This window comes from Pseudomonas sp. RU47 (assembly GCF_004011755.1).
Lineage (GTDB): Bacteria > Pseudomonadota > Gammaproteobacteria > Pseudomonadales > Pseudomonadaceae > Aquipseudomonas.
In genome coordinates this window covers 5793881-5813559 of sequence record NZ_CP022411.1, presented here as the reverse complement: position 1 = coordinate 5813559, position 19679 = coordinate 5793881, and the positions used below count along the sequence as shown (strand labels likewise).

General features: G+C 60.4%; 20 protein-coding genes. 10 read left to right on the top strand and 10 right to left on the bottom strand.

The genetic code is table 11. The annotated features are described in order from the left end of the window. The first annotated feature begins 1 nt into the window (after window position 1). A complete protein-coding gene (locus CCX46_RS26555) occupies window positions 2–805 on the top strand; it encodes an ABC transporter permease (RefSeq protein WP_127929884.1) in 804 nt (267 codons plus the stop codon). Beyond that, on the top strand, window positions 793–1629 hold the full coding sequence (locus CCX46_RS26550; RefSeq protein WP_127929883.1) for an ABC transporter ATP-binding protein: 837 nt from the start codon (window positions 793–795) through the stop codon (window positions 1627–1629). The genes CCX46_RS26555 and CCX46_RS26550 overlap by 13 nt, the downstream gene beginning before the upstream one ends. A 147-nt stretch (window positions 1630–1776) precedes the next feature. Here CCX46_RS26550 and CCX46_RS26545 read toward each other — a convergent pair whose 3' ends face one another. The 3 genes from CCX46_RS26545 to CCX46_RS26535 form a co-directional block, all read right to left on the bottom strand. Beyond that, window positions 1777–2697 (bottom strand): hypothetical protein, encoded by a 921-nt coding sequence (locus CCX46_RS26545; RefSeq protein WP_127929882.1) that lies wholly within the window; start codon window positions 2695–2697, stop codon window positions 1777–1779. Window positions 2698–2748: 51 nt separating this feature from the next. After that, complete coding sequence (locus tag CCX46_RS26540; RefSeq protein ID WP_127929881.1) at window positions 2749–3828, bottom strand: endonuclease/exonuclease/phosphatase family protein; 1080 nt, start codon at window positions 3826–3828, stop codon at window positions 2749–2751. Between the two features lie 75 nt (window positions 3829–3903). Next, window positions 3904–4578 carry a YciC family protein gene (locus CCX46_RS26535; RefSeq protein WP_127929880.1) on the bottom strand — a complete coding sequence of 225 codons (675 nt, stop codon included), beginning with the start codon at window positions 4576–4578 and terminating at the stop codon, window positions 3904–3906. Between the two features lie 178 nt (window positions 4579–4756). Between CCX46_RS26535 and CCX46_RS26530 the strand changes: the two genes are divergently transcribed. The 3 genes from CCX46_RS26530 to CCX46_RS26520 all read left to right on the top strand — a co-directional run bounded on the left by CCX46_RS26530 (window position 4757) and on the right by CCX46_RS26520 (window position 6753). Further along, window positions 4757–5512 carry a DUF2076 domain-containing protein gene (locus CCX46_RS26530; RefSeq protein WP_127930456.1) on the top strand — a complete coding sequence of 252 codons (756 nt, stop codon included), beginning with the start codon at window positions 4757–4759 and terminating at the stop codon, window positions 5510–5512. A gap of 138 nt (window positions 5513–5650) precedes the next feature. After that, the gene (locus CCX46_RS26525; protein WP_007949802.1) at window positions 5651–6130 is read left to right on the top strand and encodes a LabA-like NYN domain-containing protein; all 480 of its coding nucleotides are present in this window, start codon (window positions 5651–5653) and stop codon (window positions 6128–6130) included. A gap of 17 nt (window positions 6131–6147) precedes the next feature. Further along, a complete protein-coding gene (locus tag CCX46_RS26520; protein WP_127929879.1) occupies window positions 6148–6753 on the top strand; it encodes a 3'-5' exonuclease in 606 nt (201 codons plus the stop codon). Between the two features lie 139 nt (window positions 6754–6892). Here CCX46_RS26520 and CCX46_RS26515 read toward each other — a convergent pair whose 3' ends face one another. After that, window positions 6893–7345, bottom strand: coding sequence for an Lrp/AsnC family transcriptional regulator (locus CCX46_RS26515; protein WP_127929878.1), 453 nt, complete (start codon window positions 7343–7345; stop codon window positions 6893–6895). A 163-nt stretch (window positions 7346–7508) separates the two neighbouring features. Between CCX46_RS26515 and yedA the strand changes: the two genes are divergently transcribed. Together yedA and CCX46_RS26505 are read left to right on the top strand one after the other, a co-directional pair. Then, window positions 7509–8444 carry a drug/metabolite exporter YedA gene (yedA, locus tag CCX46_RS26510; RefSeq protein WP_127929877.1) on the top strand — a complete coding sequence of 312 codons (936 nt, stop codon included), beginning with the start codon at window positions 7509–7511 and terminating at the stop codon, window positions 8442–8444. 52 nt (window positions 8445–8496) lie between these two features. Then, complete coding sequence (locus CCX46_RS26505) at window positions 8497–9834, top strand: DEAD/DEAH box helicase (protein ID WP_127929876.1); 1338 nt, start codon at window positions 8497–8499, stop codon at window positions 9832–9834. A 300-nt stretch (window positions 9835–10134) separates the two neighbouring features. On the opposite strand, the gene CCX46_RS26500 is transcribed toward CCX46_RS26505, so the two are convergent. After that, entirely contained in the window at window positions 10135–11382 is a 1248-nt protein-coding gene (locus CCX46_RS26500) for a TIGR03862 family flavoprotein (RefSeq protein WP_127929875.1), read from the bottom strand. Between the two features lie 279 nt (window positions 11383–11661). Beyond that, entirely contained in the window at window positions 11662–12582 is a 921-nt protein-coding gene (locus tag CCX46_RS26495) for a histone deacetylase family protein (protein ID WP_127929874.1), read from the bottom strand. 82 nt (window positions 12583–12664) lie between these two features. Here CCX46_RS26495 and CCX46_RS26490 point away from each other — a divergent pair, with 82 nt between their 5' ends. From CCX46_RS26490 to CCX46_RS26480, 3 genes are all read left to right on the top strand, one after another. Continuing rightward, window positions 12665–13234, top strand: coding sequence for a GNAT family N-acetyltransferase (locus CCX46_RS26490; protein ID WP_127929873.1), 570 nt, complete (start codon window positions 12665–12667; stop codon window positions 13232–13234). Between the two features lie 111 nt (window positions 13235–13345). After that, complete coding sequence (gene tesB / locus CCX46_RS26485; RefSeq protein ID WP_003228466.1) at window positions 13346–14215, top strand: acyl-CoA thioesterase II; 870 nt, start codon at window positions 13346–13348, stop codon at window positions 14213–14215. Beyond that, on the top strand, window positions 14212–14805 hold the full coding sequence (locus CCX46_RS26480) for an HAD family hydrolase (protein WP_127929872.1): 594 nt from the start codon (window positions 14212–14214) through the stop codon (window positions 14803–14805). Before tesB ends, CCX46_RS26480 begins: the two co-directional genes overlap by 4 nt. A 143-nt stretch (window positions 14806–14948) precedes the next feature. Here the strand turns inward: CCX46_RS26480 and CCX46_RS26475 are convergent, their stop codons facing one another. From CCX46_RS26475 to CCX46_RS26460, 4 genes are all read right to left on the bottom strand, one after another. Then, window positions 14949–15902: an alpha/beta hydrolase gene (locus CCX46_RS26475; protein ID WP_127929871.1), complete on the bottom strand. Its 954-nt coding sequence runs from the start codon at window positions 15900–15902 to the stop codon at window positions 14949–14951. Next, window positions 15903–16790, bottom strand: a complete 888-nt coding sequence (ypfJ, locus tag CCX46_RS26470; RefSeq protein WP_095121652.1) for a KPN_02809 family neutral zinc metallopeptidase — start codon at window positions 16788–16790, stop codon at window positions 15903–15905. It abuts the gene before it with no gap. Between the two features lie 192 nt (window positions 16791–16982). Next, window positions 16983–17816, bottom strand: a complete 834-nt coding sequence (locus CCX46_RS26465) for an aldo/keto reductase (protein ID WP_127929870.1) — start codon at window positions 17814–17816, stop codon at window positions 16983–16985. Further along, complete coding sequence (locus CCX46_RS26460; RefSeq protein WP_127929869.1) at window positions 17800–19539, bottom strand: FAD-dependent oxidoreductase; 1740 nt, start codon at window positions 19537–19539, stop codon at window positions 17800–17802. Before CCX46_RS26460 ends, CCX46_RS26465 begins: the two co-directional genes overlap by 17 nt. Window positions 19540–19679 lie beyond the last annotated feature (140 nt).

The window sequence follows — 19679 nt, the reverse complement described above, 5'->3', positions numbered from 1 at the left end:
CATGTTCAAGCGCAATTCATGGCTGAGCCGCAGCCTTACGCCAAAAACCGCTTTGCCGGTGCAAGTGGTGTGGAGCGCCAGCGCTCTGGCCTGGGTGTTGTTGGTCGGTCTGTGGGCCGGGTTGTCTTACGGCGGCGTCGTGCCGGGGATGTTTTTGCCGACGCCGGGCGCGGTGGTTGAAGCCGCCGTGCGCCTGGGCCGCGACGGCACCCTCGGCACGCATGTCTGGGCGAGTGTCGAAGTGGTGATGGTCGGCTTCATTGTGTCGTCGCTGGTGGCGGTGCCGTTGGGGTTGCTGATGGGCAGTTTCCGCATTGTCCAGGCGTTCCTTGAGCCGTTGGTGAATTTCATTCGCTACCTGCCGGTGACCTCATTCGTGCCGCTGTTCATCCTGTGGATCGGCATCGGTCTGGAGCAGCGGGTTTCGGTGATTATCTTCGGCGTGTTCTTTCAGCAACTGGTGATGATCGCCGATGTATCCAAAGGCATTTCCAAGGACTTGATCAACGCCTCCTACACCTTGGGTTCCAGTCGCCGCGATGCGGTGTTGCATGTGATCGCGCCGGCCTCGGTACCGGGCGTGCTCGATACCCTACGGGTAACGATGGGCTGGGCCTGGACGTATCTGGTGGTGGCTGAACTGGTCGCCGCTTCCAGCGGTTTGGGTTACCTGAGCCTGAAGGCCATGCGCGGTTTTCAGGTGGATGTGATTTTTCTCGCCATCGCGATCATCGGCCTGCTCGGTCTGGTCACCGATCAACTGTTCCGTTTTCTTCGTTTGAGGGTTGCCGCATGGGCTCAGTGACTGCTGCCAATCATCGTTTCATCGAACCTGTCGCGACCCCGGCGCAAGCGGCGTCACGCTTGCAGGTCGACAAGGTCAACCTGCGTTACAAGAAGCCTGACGGCGGGACGTTTACTGCGCTGGAAGAGGTCTCGTTCGAGGTGCCGGATCAGCAATTCGCCGTGCTGGTCGGGCCATCGGGTTGCGGCAAGTCGAGTCTGTTGTATCTGACCGCCGGACTGGCTGAGCCGACCTCCGGTGATATCTACGTCGGCGGCCAGCAAGTACAGGGCCCCGGCGCGGATCGCGGCATGGTCTTTCAGAGCTACACGCTGTTCCCGTGGCTGACGGTGCGCCAGAACGTCGAGTTCGGTCTCAAGCGTCGTGGCATGCCGGCGGCGCGGCGCAAGGAGATCGTCGATTATTACGTCAACGAAGTCGGCCTCGCCGGGTTCGCCAACAACTACGCCAAGCAGTTGTCGGGCGGGATGATGCAGCGTGTGGCGATCGCCCGGGCGCTGGCCAATGACCCGCAGATTCTGCTGATGGACGAACCGTTCGGCGCCCTCGACAGCCAGACACGTTTGCAGATGCAGCAGTTGTTGCTGCGCGTCTGGGGCAACAGCAAGAAAACCGTGTTGTTCGTCACCCATGACATCGACGAAGCCATTCTGCTCGGCGACCGGGTCTATGTGATGGGCGCCAAACCGGGGCGGATCAAACAGATTCTCGACGTACCGATCGAACGTCCACGCTCACTGGACATGGTCATGGACCGCTCGTTCATCGACATGAAACGACAGATCTTCGGGCTGCTGCATGACGACCTGGAAGAGGTGCATTGATCCAACGGTCATATCACCTGGCCATTGTGGGAGCGAGCCTGCTCGCGAAGACGTAGTGTCAGTCGGTAATAGGGTGCCTGACACACCGCTTTCGCGAGCAGGCTCGCTCCCACAGGGTTTCGTGGTGGAGCTGTCAGCGATGTCATTTCATGAGCGCGAAAAGACGGTTTTGACCCATCCCTGCAAGGTGTACTTCTGGTAGATGTGCTCAGGCACATCGACATACGGATCCGTAATGAACCGTTCCGGAATCACCGGATTGGCCTCATCGATCACCAGAATGTTCGCCGGGTTGTAAAAGTCATAATCGACCACCCTCTGGTTGGTGGTGATGACTTTTTTCCGTGAGGCCATGGCTTCGAAGAAACGGAAGCTCAACCCGGCCTGACCGGGCTTGGCTATATCGAGAATGATCCGCGAGCGCTTGACCAGCTCGCCGACGGATTGCAGTGACATTCTCTGCTCGAAGAAGGTGATACCCGGATGCGCCCCCGGAACCGGTTTGGACTGAACCAGAAACTTGTAATCGGTCACCCCGAGGCGATCGAATTCCTCTGCCAGACCGGCAAGTGCCGGCACCCGATCCTTGCCCGCCATCACCACAAACGCCGAGTACTCACCGGGCTCACCGTCCGCGATGTAGTCGTCGTAAATGAAGTTGTAGAGTTTTTTCAGCCCGTAGCTTTCGGCATTTTCCGGGTCGAAGGAAAACACCTCGTCATAACCGGCAAGCGCTTCGCGGGTCATCGGCCAGCGACTGAAGCTGTCGTAGAGGTAGGCGATCTTGTGGTCGGAGACCTTGAGTCCGGCGGCCAACTGGTTTGCATCGATCTGGGCCGGGTTGATGATGAGTGCGACGTCGAAACGTCCATGCGCAGCGATGGCTTTGTTGAACTGGCGTAACTGCGCCCAGCGTTTCAGCGGGCGGCGCAGGATCTTCGGCGCCCGCTCAAAACTGTTCTGCATCGATGACGTATCGATAAAACACACGTCGTTGTCGATCATCAGATAGTCCGCCAGTTTGCGCGCGTAACCACCAATGTCCTTGCACACCAATAAGATTTTCATGGGATTCCATATCGTCAATTCGGGCAACGGGTCGATATTCCTTGGCCCTGCCTAGAGCGCCGCCGGCAGCAGGAAGCGCGCAATCACCGGCAAGTGATCGGAGATGCGCAAGGTATCGTCCTGGCGCACCATCGCTTCCACCCGCTTGATCTTCGGGCTGTAAAACAGATAGTCGACCGTGCGATCCGGGCCGTTCAGGCCAGGATCGTTGGGGTAGTGGGTCAGCCATTGCGCCCGGTCGATGCCGCTGGCTTCGTTGTTGGTCGGGATCATCGGGTATTTGTCCCACAGCAGATGCAGCTCGCTGTCGGCGGAGTAGGGCGTGCGTTGTTCGGCAGGCAGGCGGCGGTACTGGCCGAGCGGCAACAGATTGAAATCACCACCGATCAACCACGGCAGGCCCTGGCTTTCGTACTTGTCGAGCACTTTGGCCACGGCACTCACTTGTGCCAGCGCGGTGTCATTTGCTTGGCTGGAGCGTTCCAGATGCGTATTGAACACAGTCAGTTGCCCGCCATCGCTCAGTGGCAGTTTGGTCGCGAGCATGGCGTCTTTCGGCTGGAACTGGCGGCTGATGAAGTTGGCGGCAGCCACTGGCAATTGCAGGCGCTCGGCGTGCTCTATGCGATAGCGGCTCAACGTCGCCAGTTGCCGGCCGACGCTGCCAAAGATGTGTCGATCAGGGACGAATTCGGCTTTCCAGTCAAACGCACTGGCGTTGCATGGGTACAGGTCGGCGACCCGTTCCTGCAAGAGCTTGAGCTGGTCCTGATAATCGCTGGCCTTGGCGCCGTCATCGAGCTCCTGCAGCAGCACCACATCGGGCTGCTCATCGCGGATCACTCGCGCCACTTCGTCGAGGCTGAAGGCCATGTCTTCCGGTGTCGGCGCTTCATCGTTGCCCTGGGCCAGATCATTCCAGAACACGTAACGCTTGCCGGCCAGGTACTGCACGTTCCAGGTCATGACTTTCAGCGCCTGGCCCGGCACCAGTGTCGGTGGCGTCCCCGTGCAACTGACCGGCAGGGTTTCGCGAGTGTCGGGGCGCCAGGTCAGGCTGAACAGCAGCCCACCGATCAGGGCGATGGCAAGCACAACAAGCAACAGGGTGTAGCGCAGTAGACGGGTCATGGCTCGGCTTATAGCGTTACAGAAAGTGGCCCCGAGCATACCTGACGGCCGTCTCGAAGCCCAAGCGCAGAGCTGTCAGACCGCTCTGTCACGTTTGTCAGGCAATTCGCTGATCAGCATGAACAGGCGGAACAACACCACACTGGTGAACAGTTGCAGGAAGCTGTGAGCGCTGTCGATCAGTATGGCGATCACAGGATTCTGCGGCTCGGGGTACACCGCCAGTGTCGCGCCTTTGAGCAACCACAGCGGCGTCATCACACAGAGAATGCACAGCAGGATTCGCCAGAAGTGCCCACGGGTCAGGCGCAGGCTTTCTTTCATTGCCTGCAAGGGGCCCATGCCGCGCAGCACCAGCAGGTATTCGCCGAACGCGAGCATGACCATCAACATCAGGCCCGGCAGGAAATACAGCGACAGGCCCAACAGAATCAGCAAGGTATTCAGCGCCGTGAGCAGCGCGAAGCGCGGCCACAGGGTGGCGGCCATCGCCAGCAGATCACGATTGCGCGGTGCCTCGCCACGGCTGCGCGCATCAAGGAACAGGATCAGCGCTGCGGTGTACAGCGGATACACCAGCAGACCGACGACGATGCTAATTGCCGAGATGTTTTCCGGCCCGCTGGCGTGATCGACCACTTGTTGCAAGAACGCTTCGAAAATCACCAGCGGCAGGCACAACCGCACGATGCTGCCCAAATGGCGTTTGAAAAAATACAGAGAGTCGCGCAGTACTTCGAGGGCATTCATCAGTCGGTATCGCAGGTGGAAAACAGTGGCTCACTTTAACCGATGATCGCCGGCGCGACACAAACGTAAACATTCGGTAAAGGTCATTGAAACGTTTTGTCACCGTCTCCATTACAGGAGAGCACCTCGGCCAACGTGGACGAGGGCAATGTTATCCCCGGCAATCTACGAGGTCGCCATGAACAGCGAAGAGCAAACCCTGATCGATGGACTGTTTTCCCGGCTGCAGCAGGCCGAAACGGAGGCAGCCCCGCGCGACGCCCAGGCCGAGACGCGGATCAAGGAACACCTGACCCGCCAGCCGGCGGCAGGTTATTTCATGACCCAGGCGATTCTGGTGCAAGAGGCCGCGCTCAAAAGCCTCGACGAGCAGAACAAACAACTGACTCAGCAAGTCCAGCGTTTGCAGGCTGAGTTGCAGTCGGCGAAGGCCCAGAGTGTCGCACCGGCGCCGAGTGGCGGCGGTGGTTTCCTGTCGAGCATTTTTGGTGGTAGCCCGCGTCCGGTGTCGACCCAGAGTGCCCCAGCCTCGACTGGCGGCTGGCGCGAACCGGCACCGCAGCAGAATTACGCGGCCCCGGCGCCACAACAGAACTTCGGCGCAGCGCCGCCTGGTTATGCGCAACAAGCCGCTCCGGCGGCCGGCAGCAGCTTCCTCGGCGGCGCCTTGAAAACTGCGGCCGGTGTAGCTGGTGGCGTGATGCTGGCGCAGGGCATCAGCAGCCTGTTCCATCACAACCAGCAGCCGGAAGAAATCGTTGAAGTGATCAAGGAAGAGCCGGCGCAGGTCGCTGACCAGAGCAGCAATGGCTGGGGCGAAGATCAGCGTGTGGCCGATAACGGCTTCTCTGGCAACGACCAGGGCGGCTTCACCGACACCGACTACGGCAACGACAACTCATCGTTCTTCGATGACGACGATTCCTTCGTCTGATTCACCATTCGTCCGGAGCCCCTGAGGGCTCCGGGCCGATTATTCGCGGAACCCTCCTTCGGACTGGCATACTGAGCGCCTTTTTCGGGCCTGGCGCCTGATCCCGCTTCGTGCGCTTGCGCGCCCACAGGAACTCCGGTGAAAAAAATCGCAGTGTTCGCCGACGTGCAGAACCTCTACTACACCGTGCGTCAGGCCTATGGTTGTCACTTCAACTACGCCGCGCTGTGGGCAGACATCAGCAAGGACGGGCAGATCGTCGAGGCCTACGCCTACGCGATCGACCGTGGCGACAGCAAACAGCAGCAGTTCCAGCAGATCCTGCGCAACCTCGGTTTCACCGTGAAACTCAAACCCTACATCCAGCGCAGCGACGGCTCGGCCAAGGGCGACTGGGACGTGGGCATCACCCTCGACATCATGGACGCCGCCGACCACGTCGACGAAATTGTCCTGGCCTCCGGTGACGGCGATTTCGACATGCTGCTCGAACGCATCATCAGCAAACACGGCGTGCAAGCGGTCGCCTATGGCGTGCCCGGCCTGACGGCCAACTCGCTGATCCGCGCCGCCAGCCGTTACGTGCCGATCGAAGGCGCGTTGTTACTCAAGAATTGAACGGAGTTGAACCTGGTTTGGAACGCATTGCAGTCATCGACTTTGAAACCACCGGCCTGTCGCCGAACAGCAGCTGCCGCGCCACGGAAATCGCCGTGGTCATGCTGGAAAACGGCCGTATCGTCGAGCGTTACCAGAGCCTGATGAACGCCGGCGTACGCGTCCCCGCGTTCATCGAACAACTGACCGGCATCAGCAACGCCATGCTGCGCACCGCGCCCTCGGCCGAGCAGGTGATGAACGAGGTCAATGAGTTTGTCGGTTGCACGCCGCTGGTCGCGCACAATGCCTCGTTCGACCAGAAGTTCTGGGACTTTGAACTGGGGCGGATCAAGCGCACGCGGTTGCAGAACTTTGCCTGCTCGCTGCTGCTGGCACGGCGGCTGATGCCGGCCGCGCCGAATCACAAGCTCGGTACGCTGACCACGTTTGCGCGTTTGCCCCACACGGGGCAGGCTCACCGGGCCATGGCCGATGCCGAGATGGCGGCCAATCTGATGGCGCATCTGGCTGATGAGTTGCGGCACAAGCACGGCGTCAGCGAGCTATCGCATGACCTGCTGTGCAAACTGCAAAAAGTCCCGGCCGCGAAAGTCACCGAACACCTCCAACGCTATCGCTGATCCCACAGACCGATCGTTCCCACGCTCTGCGTGGGAATGCCTCAACGGACGCTCCGCGTTCGGCTTTGAACGGGACGCGGAGCGTCCCGGGCTGCATTACCACGCAGAGCGTGGGAACGATCATTCGGGGGGAGCCGAACTATTTGCCGTTGCCTTCGATCTGGCCGAGCGGCACGCGCTTTTCGATGGCGCTCGACAACACAATCGAGGTCTTGCTGAAACCAAACTTCGCCACCCGATTGATCAACTCCTCCAGCTCCGTCATCGATCCCACCGCGGCTTTCATCATCACGCACGGATCGCCCGTGACCCGAAAGCATTCGGTCAGCTGCGGGATTTTTACCAGTTCGTCGTAGACCTTCTGACTGCCGTTCTGGTGCAGGCGCAATTCGATCATGCACTGGATCGGCAGGCCGATTTTCGACAGGTCGATTTTTGCCTCATATCCGGTGATTACCCCGGAGACTTCAAGCTTGGCCACGCGCTCGGCGACGGCGGGGGCGGAGAGGTTCACTTTACGCGCCAGATCGGCGTAGGACGCTCGGCCGTTTTCCAGCAGGGCGCTGAGCAGCATGCGGTCGTATTTGTCCAAGGGAAATCTCCTGAAAATGCCAGACTTTCGAAATCTCGGTTTAACCCGGAGATCTCCGTGATTTCCAAAGTGTACCGGCGCTATAAACAGGTTTTGTAGCTTATTTTTGCCCGTGCGCCTTTCTAGAATAATCCATCCCTTGAGCCTGACTTTCGAGCCGCCCATGCCTGCCTTGCGCCGTTTTTCCTTGCCGCTGATCGCCGCGTTTTTTGCGTTGTATGTGATTTGGGGATCGACCTATCTGGTGATCCGCATCGGCGTCGAGTACTGGCCGCCGCTGATGCTTGGCGGTGTGCGCTTCGTGATCGCCGGTACGTTGATGTACGCATTTCTGCGCTGGCGCGGGGCCCCTGCGCCAACCTGGGCGCAATGGAAAGCGGCGGGGATCATCGGGATTTTGCTGCTCAGTTTCGGTAACGGCGCGGTGAGTGTGGCCGAGCATACTGGCGTGGCTTCGGGGGTGGCGGCATTGGCTGTGGCGACGGTGCCGCTGTTTACTTTGCTCTGTGGTTATTTCTGGGGGGCGCGTAACACCCGCCTGGAATGGGCCGGGGTGGCGTTGGGGATTATCGGCATTGCCATGCTCAACATGGGTTCCAACCTGCAATCGAGTCCGATGGGCGCGGCGCTGCTGATTTTCGCCGCGGCGACCTGGGCGTTCGGTTCGGTGTGGAGCAGACATCTGCCGTTGCCGCAGGGCGCGATGGCCAGCGCGGTGGAAATGCTGGTTGGCGGCGTGGTGCTGCTGATCGGCAGCGCGGCGAGCGGTGAACACTTGCAAGCAGTGCCGCCGGTTGAAGGCTGGCTGGCGCTGGCGTACCTGATCTTCTTCGGCTCGATCATCGCCTTCAACTCTTATATGTACCTGCTCAAGCACGTGCGTCCGGCGGCGGCGACCAGTTATGCCTACGTCAACCCGGCGGTGGCGGTGTTGCTGGGGATTGTGTTTGTCGGCGAGACCATCGGGATCGAAGAAGCGCTGGCGATGCTGGTGATCATCAGCGCCGTGGTGTTGATTGGCTTGCCGCAGTGGCGCCGTCCGGCACAGCCGCCAGTCGCAGCGCCGACAGCCGTTCCCGCGGAACAGCGTACGAATTAGGGTAAACTGCGCGGCATTGCATGCCCGCGTCATTTTTTCCTACGGTACTCCCATGACTTTCGCCACCCTTGGCCTGATCGAACCCTTGCTGCGCTCCCTCGAGAAGCTCGGCTACCAGACCCCGACGCCGGTTCAGGCGCAAGCCATTCCGGCCGTGCTGGCCGGTCGTGACCTGATGGCAGCGGCCCAGACCGGCACCGGAAAAACCGCCGGTTTCGCTTTGCCACTGCTGCAGTTGTTGGCCATGGAAGGGCCGAAAGTCGCTGCCAACTCGGCGCGTGCGCTGATTCTGGTGCCGACCCGCGAGCTGGCCGAGCAGGTTCATGAGTCTGTGCGCCAGTACGCCGAAAACCTGCCGCTGCGCACTTATGCGGTGTACGGCGGCGTCAGCATCAACCCGCAAATGATGAAGCTGCGCGGCGGCGTCGATGTGCTGGTCGCCACACCCGGTCGCCTGATCGACCTGTTCCGCCAGAACGCGCTGAAACTCGATCAGCTGCAGACTCTGGTGCTGGATGAAGCCGATCGTATGCTCGACCTGGGCTTCTCCGAAGAACTGGCGAACATTTACCGCATGCTGCCGAAAAAGCGCCAGACCCTGCTGTTCTCCGCGACCTTTTCCGATGACATCCGCCTGCTGGCCGGGCAAATGCTCAACGATCCGCTGACCGTCGAAGTCAGCCCGCGCAACGTCGCCGCCAACACCGTAAAGCAGTGGATCGTCACGGTGGACAAGAAGCGCAAGGCTGAACTGTTCGTGCACCTGATGCGCAAGAACAAGTGGAAGCAGGTGCTGGTGTTCGCCAAGACCCGCAACGGTGTCGATGCGCTGGTGGAAAAACTTCAGGGCCTCGGTGTGAATGCTGACGGTATCCACGGCGACAAACCACAGGCCACCCGTCAGCGCGCGCTGGACCGTTTCAAACTCAGTGAAGTGCAGATTCTGGTCGCGACTGACGTTGCGGCGCGGGGTCTGGATATTGAAGATCTGCCGTTGGTGATCAACTTCGATCTGCCGATCGTGGCCGAGGATTACATTCATCGTATCGGTCGTACTGGCCGTGCAGGCGCGACGGGTGAGGCAATCTCGCTGGTATGCGCGGATGAAGTGAACATGTTGTCGGCGATTGAGATGCTGACGCGGCAGACCTTGAAGCGTCAGAACGAGCCGGATTTCGAACCGGAGCACCGTGTGCCGGATACCGATGCCAGTGGTCAGGTGATCAAGAAGCCGAAGAAACCGAAGAAGCCGAAAGCGTCGGGCGGTGGTGGCAAGCGCAATCTGGGCAAGTGGGTCGACAGCGGCGAGACGCAGGCGCCGGAGCCTTCGGTCAAGCCTGTGCGCAAGGTGCCGGTGTTCAATACCGGGCCGCGTAAACGTAAGCCTTAAGGTCAAAAGCCCCTCACCCTAACCCTCTCCCGGTGGGAGAGGGGACTGATTGGGGGATGCTCCCGAAGTACGCCGACCTGATCCTATGGCTGTGAATCCATAATCGACAAAGCTTTCGTCTGACACCTAGGTCGTCTGACCAAATCCATAATCGACTCGGTGTTTCAGGTCGATGTATGGCGCCAGATACCTCGGTCGGCTGGCCGAAGCCATAATCGACTCGTTGTTTCAGGTCGACGGATGACGTCAGACACCTCGGTCAGCTCCCTCTCCCTCTGGGAGAGGGCTGGGGGTGAGGGTTCAGGCAGACGCCTCGGACTTGAGCCACTGCACAATTCCCAACCCCGCCGCCCGCCCGCTGGCAAAACACCCCGTCAGCAAATAGCCGCCCGTCGGCGCCTCCCAATCGAGCATCTCACCCGCGCAGAACACCCCCGGCAACGCCTTGAGCATCAAGCGCTCATCCATCGCCTCGAACGTCACGCCCCCAGCGCTGCTGATCGCCTCGTCCAATGGCCGCGTTTTGAGCAGAGTCAGCGGCAACGCTTTGATCGCCCGCGCCAACAGCGCCGGATCAGCAAACGTCGCAGCATCGGTCAGTTCACGCAACAACGCCGCTTTCACCCCATCAATGCCGACCTGACTGTGCAGATGCTTGGCCATCGAGCGCGATCCGCGTGGCTTGCTCAATGCCGCCTGCAATTTATCCACAGGCCGGCCGGGCAGCAGGTCGATGTGAACAACCGCCGCGCCATACTGATTGATCGCCTCTCTAATCGGCGCCGACAGCGCATAAATCAGACTGCCTTCAATCCCGGTCGCGGTAATCACGCATTCGCCCAGGCGCGGAACGTCGTCGTTCAAGCCGATGGCGATATTTTTCAGCGGCGCACCGGCGAATTTGCTGACCATCAGCTCGCTCCAGGCCTGCACTTCGAAGCCGCAATTACTCGGCTGCAATGGCGCAAGTCCTACACCGTGCTGCTCCAGAGCCAGCATCCACGCACCGTCGGATCCGAGCCGCGACCAACTGCCTCCGCCGAGGGCGAGCAGGGTGGCGTCGGGTTTCACGGTGATTTCACCTTCCGGGCTGTCGATGCGCAGCGCGCCGTGTTCATCCCAACCGAGCCAGCGATGGCGGGTGTGGATAACTACGCCACTGTCGCGCAGGCGTTTGAGCCAGGCACGCAACAGTGGCGCGGCTTTCATGTCGGTGGGAAACACGCGGCCGGAGCTGCCGATGAAGGTTTCGATGCCCAGATCGTGAATCCATGTGCACAACGCATCGGCGTCGAAGCCGCGCAGCAGCGGGGCGATTTGCGGCGCGCGTTCGGCGTAACGCGAGAGGAACGCCGGGTAGGCTTCGGAGTGGGTGATGTTCATGCCGCCGACGCCGGCGAGCAGGAATTTTCGGCCCACCGAGGGCATGCCGTCGTAGAGATCGACGCGAACTCCGGCCTGGCTCAGCACTTCAGCGGCCATCAGGCCGGCGGGGCCACCGCCGATGATGGCGACGTGAGCGGGGGAGGAGGCGGAAGTCTGGGTCATGGCATGCGCTGCGGTATGGCGGGATAAGGCGCGCATTCTAACAGCGCAGATCTCTTGTAGGAGTGAGCCTGCTCGCGATAGCGGTGTATCAGCCAAGGTAATGTTGAAGGTGTTGACGCTATCGCGAGCAGGTTCACTCCTACAGGATTTGTGTTGGCTCAGAATGTTGGTTGAAAAATGATCAGTGCGCTGCAGGCCATAACCGGTATGGCCTGTAGTCCCTTTCACTCAGGTTATCCACAGGCAGTTCCACAGCCATTGTGGGTAACGCAGCACAACTCAATGACAACCGTGTGACTGCCAGACCCGCTGTGCGCTGTGATGGAGGATGCCGTGGCGGCGGGCGAGGGCGTGGCGGTCCTTGCTGTAGCCGCCGCCGATCACGCCCATCACCGGAATGTCGCGGCCCAGGCAATGGCGCATCACGCTTTCATCGCGGGCGGCGACGCCTTCGTCGGTCAGTTGCAAATAACCGAGGGCATCGTCCTTGTGTACATCAACGCCGGCGTCATACAGCACCAGGTCCGGTTGATACAGCGGCAGCAGATAGTTGAGCGTGTCATCGACCACTTTCAGGTAATCAGCATCGCCCATGCCTTTGGGCAGCGGAATGTCCCAGTCACTTTGCGCTTTGCGTGCGGGAAAATTCTTCTCGCAGTGCAGGGAAACGGTAATCGCCTCCGGCGTGTCATGCAGGATTCGTGCGGTGCCGTCGCCCTGATGCACATCGCAATCGAAGATCAGCACGCGATTCACTCGACCGCTTTGCAGCAGGTATTGGCTGATGATCGCCAGGTCATTGAAGATGCAGAATCCTGCCGGGTAGTCGTAATGCGCATGGTGAGTGCCACCGGCCAGATGACAGGCCAGGCCATGTTCGAGGGCTTTCTCCGCGGCCAGAATCGAACCGCCGACCGCTCGCACCGTGCGCCGGGCCAGTGCTTCATTCCATGGCAAGCCTAGACGCCGCTGGTCTTCGCGGGACAACTCGCCGCTCATGTAGCGTTCGATATACACACGGTCATGGGCGAGGGCGAGGATGTCGTTGGGACAAATCTCCGGGCGCAGCAGGTCGCTATCGCGGGTCAGACCGCTGTCGACCAGGTGATCGCGCAGCAAACGAAACTTGTCCATCGGGAAGCGGTGATCCGCCGGAAACTCGGGGCTGTAGTCTTCGTGGTAGATCAGCGGCAATGGCATGGCGATTTCGTGTAGGAACGTAGGAATGAGTGAAGGATCCTACCAGCGATGTAGACTTGCGGCATGGAAACGGAGGGGCACGATGGAGCCGATACTGGAACTGCAAAGCGCACGCTTGCTGATGCGTCAGTGGCAGGACGAGGATTTGCCAGCATTTGCAGCGATGTGCGCCGATCCTCAGGTGATGCGCTACTTCCCGGCAGCGTTGAGCCGACTGGAAAGCGCCTCGATGATCGGCCGCGTGCGTGGGCATTTTGCCGAGCACGGTTTTGGCCTTTGGGCGCTGGAGCGCAAGGACAGCGGTGAATTCATCGGTTTCACCGGGCTCGGCGTGGTTGGCTTTGATGCGCCGTTCACTCCGGCAGTGGAGATCGGCTGGCGTCTGGCCAAGGAACATTGGGGCCTGGGCTATGCCAGCGAAGCGGCGTGGACCGCTCTGCGTTGCGGCTTTGATCGGTTGGCGCTCAAGGAAATAGTTTCCTTCACCGCGCAATCCAATCTGCCCTCAGAGAAAGTCATGCAGGCGATCGGCATGCATCACGCCCCGGAAGATGATTTCGATCATCCGAAACTGGCCGTCGATCATCCGTTGCGTCGGCATGTGCTGTACCGCATCACTCGGGAACAATGGCTGCAAACCTTGCATGGATAAGCCGACACGGACGTTTACAATGGCCGCCATATCATTGGCCCGCGCCATAATCTGAATCGGCCGCCGCAGCCAAGACTGCGCGGCATATAGCTTTGTGTGAGGAGAGTCTGAATGAGCCAAGTGTTGGAAGATCTGGTCGACTTGCTGACCCTGGAACCGATCGAAGAAAACCTGTTCCGTGGCCGTAGCCAGGACCTGGGTTTTCGTCAGTTGTTTGGTGGTCAGGTGCTCGGCCAGTCGCTGTCGGCGGCCAGTCAGACGGTTGAAGAGGCGCGTCATGTGCACTCGATGCACGGCTATTTCCTGCGCCCGGGCGACGCCAAGTTGCCGGTGGTCTATTCGGTTGATCGCGTGCGTGATGGCGGCAGCTTCAGCACCCGCCGCGTCACGGCGATCCAGAAGGGCCACCCGATCTTCACCTGCAGCGCTTCGTTCCAGTACGACGAAGCAGGCTTCGAACACCAGAGCCAGATGCCGGTAGTGGTCGGTCCGGAAAACCTGCCTTCGGAGCTGGAACTGACCCAGCAACGCGCGCACCTGATCCCGGAGCACATGCGCGAAAAACTGCTGTGCCCGAAACCGATCGAAGTACGCCCGGTCACCGAAAAAGACCCGTACAACCCGCAGCCGGCCGATCCGGTGAAGTACGTGTGGTTCCGTGCCGACGGCGCATTGGCCGACATCCCGGCGCTGCACAAATACCTGCTGGCCTACGCCTCGGACTTTGGCCTGCTGACCACCTCGATGCTGCCTCACGGCAAATCGGTCTGGCAGAAAGACATGCAGGTCGCCAGCCTCGATCACGCGCTGTGGTTCCACAACGATCTGCGCGCCGATGACTGGTTGCTCTACGCGATGGACAGCCCGTGGGCCGGTAATTCCCGTGGTTTCTCCCGTGGCAGCGTGTACAACCGTGCCGGGCAACTGGTCGCGTCGGTGACGCAGGAAGGCTTGATCCGTCATCGCAAGGATTGGGCATGAGCCTGAAAGAGGTGAAGCACTGGGTGTTCGACATGGACGGCACGCTGACGGTCGCCGTGCATGATTTCGCGGCAATTCGCGTGGCGCTGGCGATTCCGCCGGAAGACGACATCCTCACTCATCTCGCCGCATTGCCGGCGGATGAGGCGGCAGTGAAACACGCATGGCTGTTGGAGCATGAACGCGATCTGGCGCTGGGTTCGACCCCGGCGACCGGTGCGGTGGAGCTGGTGCGTGATCTGCATGCGCGCGGTTATCGCCTCGGCATCCTCACTCGCAATGCGCGGGAATTGGCGCATGTGACGCTGGATGCCATTGGTTTGGCTGACTGCTTTGCGGTGGACGATGTGTTGGGCCGCGATGAAGCGCCGCCGAAGCCGCATCCGGGTGGCTTGCTGAAACTGGCAGACGCTTGGGACGTGCCGGCCAGCGAGATGGTGATGGTCGGTGATTACCGCTTTGATCTGGATTGCGGCCGAGCGGCGGGGGCGCGGACGGTGTTGGTGAATTTGCCGGATAACCCGTGGCCGGAGTTGACCGATTGGCATGCGAAGGATTGTGTCGAGTTGCGGCGGATGCTTCTGGCCTGAAATTTATGTTGTCAGAAGGGACGCCTTCGCGAGCAGGCTCGCTCCCACATTAGATCTTCGGTACACAGGGATTTTGTGTAATGCATCAATCCAATGTGGGAGCGAGCCTGCTCGCGAAGAGGCCAGATCATCCACTGCATAGCTTACTGATCGAACAACGCCTTTTGCCCCTCCGGCGAGGTCAGCATTCCATCGCCGTTATGCCCGACCCCGGGCACTTCAACCAACCTTTGATTCACCCCTTCCGGATGGCGGCGCAGCAAATACCCGAAGTACAACTTCCCCCGCTCCAGGCGATACGCACCTTGCGCCTCGGCTTCACAACGCTTGTCCAATGCTGGATGCTTGGGATCGACGTCCTGCTGCCCAAGCAGATAAATCACCTCGCGTTTGACGTAACTGCTTTCAAGCTGCAACGGCGTTTGCCCACCGGCATACACCGGCATGTCTGACAGACCGTACTTCCAGCGATTGAAGCCCGCACACTTCGCATGATCAAACGCCACTGGCCGTTGTTCATTGAAGTAGGCATAAGAAGACGGATTGGCCACCACATAGCGCAGACCAATGCCGTTGGCCTTCAGCGCCGGTTGATCCTTGGCCAGCAGGGCATAGCGCTGTACAACCTGGCCGCCGCCGGAATGACCGAAGATTACGATCTGCTTTACGTCCGGAAACTGTTTGCGATCGCTGATCCGTCCGATGATTTCGTCGAGCGCCGCATAGGAACTCAACGGATTCGGCCCTGTGGATAACCCGCCGCCCATCCAGTCGTTGCCCTGCCAGCGCAGGACGGTGGCGGGCAACGAGTACAGGGCAACGTCGCTTTCATTGAGAAACTGCGGGGCAATCACCAAGGTGTGCGTGGTTTGTCCCGCCAGCTCGGCCGCACTCTCGGCGCTTTTGCGATAGGTCTCGGCGTTGCGTAATCGGCCATGAATGACGATCAGCACTCGCTCGATCTTCTCCGGCGCAGGCCCGATGCCTACCGCCATTTCCCCGGCCTTGAGTTGCAAGCGACCGGGGCTGATCGCATCGACACCAGCGGCGTGCGCGGTGCTGCCAACAATCAGTAACGCCAAAAGCCATTTATGCATTTACAGGTTTTTCGCCGCGAAGGTGTCGCACTGGCCGACCTGGCCCTGCGCGAATCCGGTTTTGAACCAGCGCACCCTTTGCGCCGACGTACCGTGAGTAAACGAGTCCGGCACCACACGGCCCTGACCCTGTTGTTGCAGGCGATCATCACCGATGGCGTTGGCCGCATTCAAGGCTTCTTCGATGTCGCCCGGTTCCAGCCAGTTCAAGCGCTTCTGTGCGCTGTAGGCCCAGACACCAGCGAGGCAGTCGGCCTGCAGTTCCTGGCGCACCAGCAAGCCGCCATCGCCTTCCATCTGCCGGCCTTGCTGGCGGGCTGTCTGAATTTTCGCCGAAACGCCAAGAAGCGTCTGCACATGGTGTCCGACTTCATGCGCGATTACGTAGGCCTGAGCAAAGTCCCCGGCGGCTTTGAAGCGTTGTGACATTTCCTGGAAGAACGCCATGTCCAGATAGACCTTCTGGTCCGCCGGGCAATAGAACGGGCCGGTCGCCGAGGTCGCGAGACCGCAGGCGGAATTGACCCGATTACTGAACAGCACCAGGGTCGGGTCTTTATATTGCCGGCCAGCCTGTTGGAAAATCGTGCCCCAGGTGTCTTCGGTATCGCCAAGGATCGAGCGGACGAATTCGGCTTGCTCATCGTTGGCTGGCGGCGCCTGACGGGTTTGCGAGGTCGGCGCCGATTGTTGGGTGGATTGCCCGGCGAGCTGGCCGAGAATCTGCAACGGGTCTTGCCCGGTGATCCAGCCAATACCGACGATCAGCAGAATCGCGCCCAGGCTCAGGCCCTTGCCACCGCCGAAACGCATGCCGCCACCGCCGCCGGCATCATCACCACGGGCATCGACGACGTTGTCACTGCGTCGGCCTTTTTTCCATAGCATGTGGGAATCCTCTGTGTGTATCGGGTGGTGATGAGTGTTGCTGTTGTGTGAGTGTGGCGCCAGTCCGGTCGTCCGTCTATTGGCCACACGCAAACAGGCCCGGCCTCGTGCTGACGAGGTCGGGCCTGTTATTGACGGTCTGGCGCGCGGCAAATTCAATCCCGCGCAGGATTTCTATCGCTGGATTATCAATCAGCGATCAAACGCATCCCACTCAGGGGCGAAATCCGGACTGACCTGACGTTCACGTTTCGATAGCGCGGCGATCAGCGCCCGATCCTCATCGTCGAGTTCGACCTTCAGCGAGGCGAGGTTGGCCAGTTGATTGGTCTGGCTGCTGGCCTTGGGAATGGCCGCGACGTTGGGCTGATCGAGCAACCATTTCAGTGCGACCTGCGTCGGCAGTACGCCGTGCTTTTTGGCGATCTGTTGAATCTGCGGGATGTCCGAGACCTTGTTGCGTGCCAGTGGGGTGTAGGCCGTCAGTGCCATGTCGTGTTGACGAGCGTAGTCGAGCAGGGCGTTTTGCCCGAGCAGGACGTGGTACTCGACCTGAATCGCTGACAGACCAATCCCATATTCCTCGACGACTTTGCGTAGCAGGGGCAGCGGAAAATTCGCCACGCCGATGTTGCGCGCCAGGCCTTGCTCCTTGAACGAGGCCAACGTGGCGAGGGTGCTTGGCAAATCCCAGTCGGTGGTCGGCCAGTGGATCATGAACAGGTCGACGTAATCACTGCGCAGGGCTGTGAGGCTGCGATCCATGGAGTGGCGCATCGCGTCGGGTTGCAACTGGTCCCACCAGACCTTGGTGGTGACATGAATCTGTTCGCGCGGTGTCGGCGTATTTGCCAACGCTTGTCCGACGGCGTCTTCGTTGTTGTAGGCCGCTGCCGTGTCGATGTGGCGATAACCCAGTTCCAGCGCCTGCTCTACTGCGTGGGTGCATTCGTCGCCGAGCATTGGCCAGGTGCCGAGGCCAAGTTTTGGCATGTTCAAACCCAGGGCGTTAACGATGTGCTGCATGGTCGATCTCCTCTTCGAAAGCAGTGATGTCGGCAATATGCCGGGCGGCGATGTAACCGAAAGTCAGTGCCGGGCCGAGGTTGATCCCGCCCGCCGGATAGTGGCCGCCCATGATGCTGGCCATGTCGCCACCCGCCGCGTAGAGGCCGGCGATGGGCTGTTCGTTGGCATCAAGCACTTGCGCATGTGGATTGACCTTGAGGCCGGCAAACGTGCCAAAGCAGCCCGGCTGGACTTTCACTGCGTAGTACGGGCCGGTATCTATTGGGGCAACGCAGGGGTTGGGAAGGTTCGCCGGATCACCCTGTTTGCGGTTGTAGGGTGTTGCGCCGCGACCGAACAACGGGTCTACGCCGTGACGGGCATGGCGGTTGTAGTTATCCACAGTCTGGCGCAAGCCGCTCGGGTCGATGCCGCAGGCGAGGGCCAATTCTTCAACGGTGTTACCGGTTTTCAGATAGCCGCTGCGGATAAATGCTGACACGGGCAGCGGAAATGGCCGCGATATGCCCAGTCCATAACGTCGTTGAAAGGCGCGCGTGCAGATCAGCCAAGAGACGACTTCTTCACCTTCCGGCGCAGCAGCGACCATGGCGCTGACGTAGTCGTAGTAACCGTTGGCTTCGTTGACGAAACGTTGGCCGTTACGCAGCACGCCGATGATCCCGGGTTTGCCGCGCTCGATGATGTGTGGGAAATGGCCAATGCTGCCGTCGGCATGCGGCACTTGCGATACCGGTGCCCACGCCACGGGCGAAGCCATATCGGTGTTGACCCGCGCGCCGACGCTTTCGCCCAGGCGCAGGCCATCGCCGTTGACGGCCAGTGGTGGCAGTGCCCAATGTTCCTGGCCGGTCGGTGTGCGCGGGAACAGGGCTTTACGCCGTTCGATGTCATTGGCAAAACCACCGGCGGCGAGCACCACGGCTTTGCGGGCATGAATGCGGACCGGGCCTTTGCCTGTGTTGACCACAGCCCCCGAGACGCGCGAGCCATCACGCAGCAATTCAGTCACAGGCGCCGATTCCCACAGCAACACGCCGAGGTCTTCGGCGGACTTCGCCAGCCGTGCCACCAGTGCCACGCCGTTGACCAGTTGCATCGCCCGGCCATGCACTGCGAGGTCAAACAGGTGCCGAGTGAAACGTTGGGTCACATGCCATGCGGCTTTCATTGAGCGCGTCAGATTGAGGAATGCCGACAGATCCGCCCCGGCCATGATCGGCATGCCCATGAAGGACGTTTCGCGCAGGGTGGTACGAAGGCGCCTGAGCAAACGTCCGACCTTGCGTCCGTCGTAAGGCGCCGCGATGACCGAGCGACCGCCAGTGCCGGCCCCCGGCGTGTCGCCATGAATGTCGGCAATGGCATTGCCATCGGCAAATTGCAGCGCGGTGTGCTGCTCGAAAAACGCGACCATGCGCGGCCCAGCTTCAAGGAAGGCGTCGATCATCGCCGAATCAAAATGCTCACCCAGTTCATGGCGCAAATAGGTGCGCGGTTGTTCGATGTCTTCGACGATTCCAGCGCGACGGGCCAGCGGATTGCACGGCACCCAAGCCCAGCCACCCGACCACGCAGTGGCGCCACCGAACACCGGGTCTTTCTCGACAACGATGACTTTCAAGCCATGCCACGCGGCGGTGACGGCGGCCGATAACCCGGCGGCGCCAGAACCGACGACCAATACGTCGCAGTCGATATCAGGGAGTTCGGCAGACATGAAAGCAACGCTCCAGCGGTGAATTATTTTTGGAATTTGATTCCAGAAAATAACCAGTGGTGCACTCGATCGACAAGCCTCGATCAAACAAAACGGGCGGTTATCGAACACACGGTTCCAGATTTCGCTTTGCCGCCGAT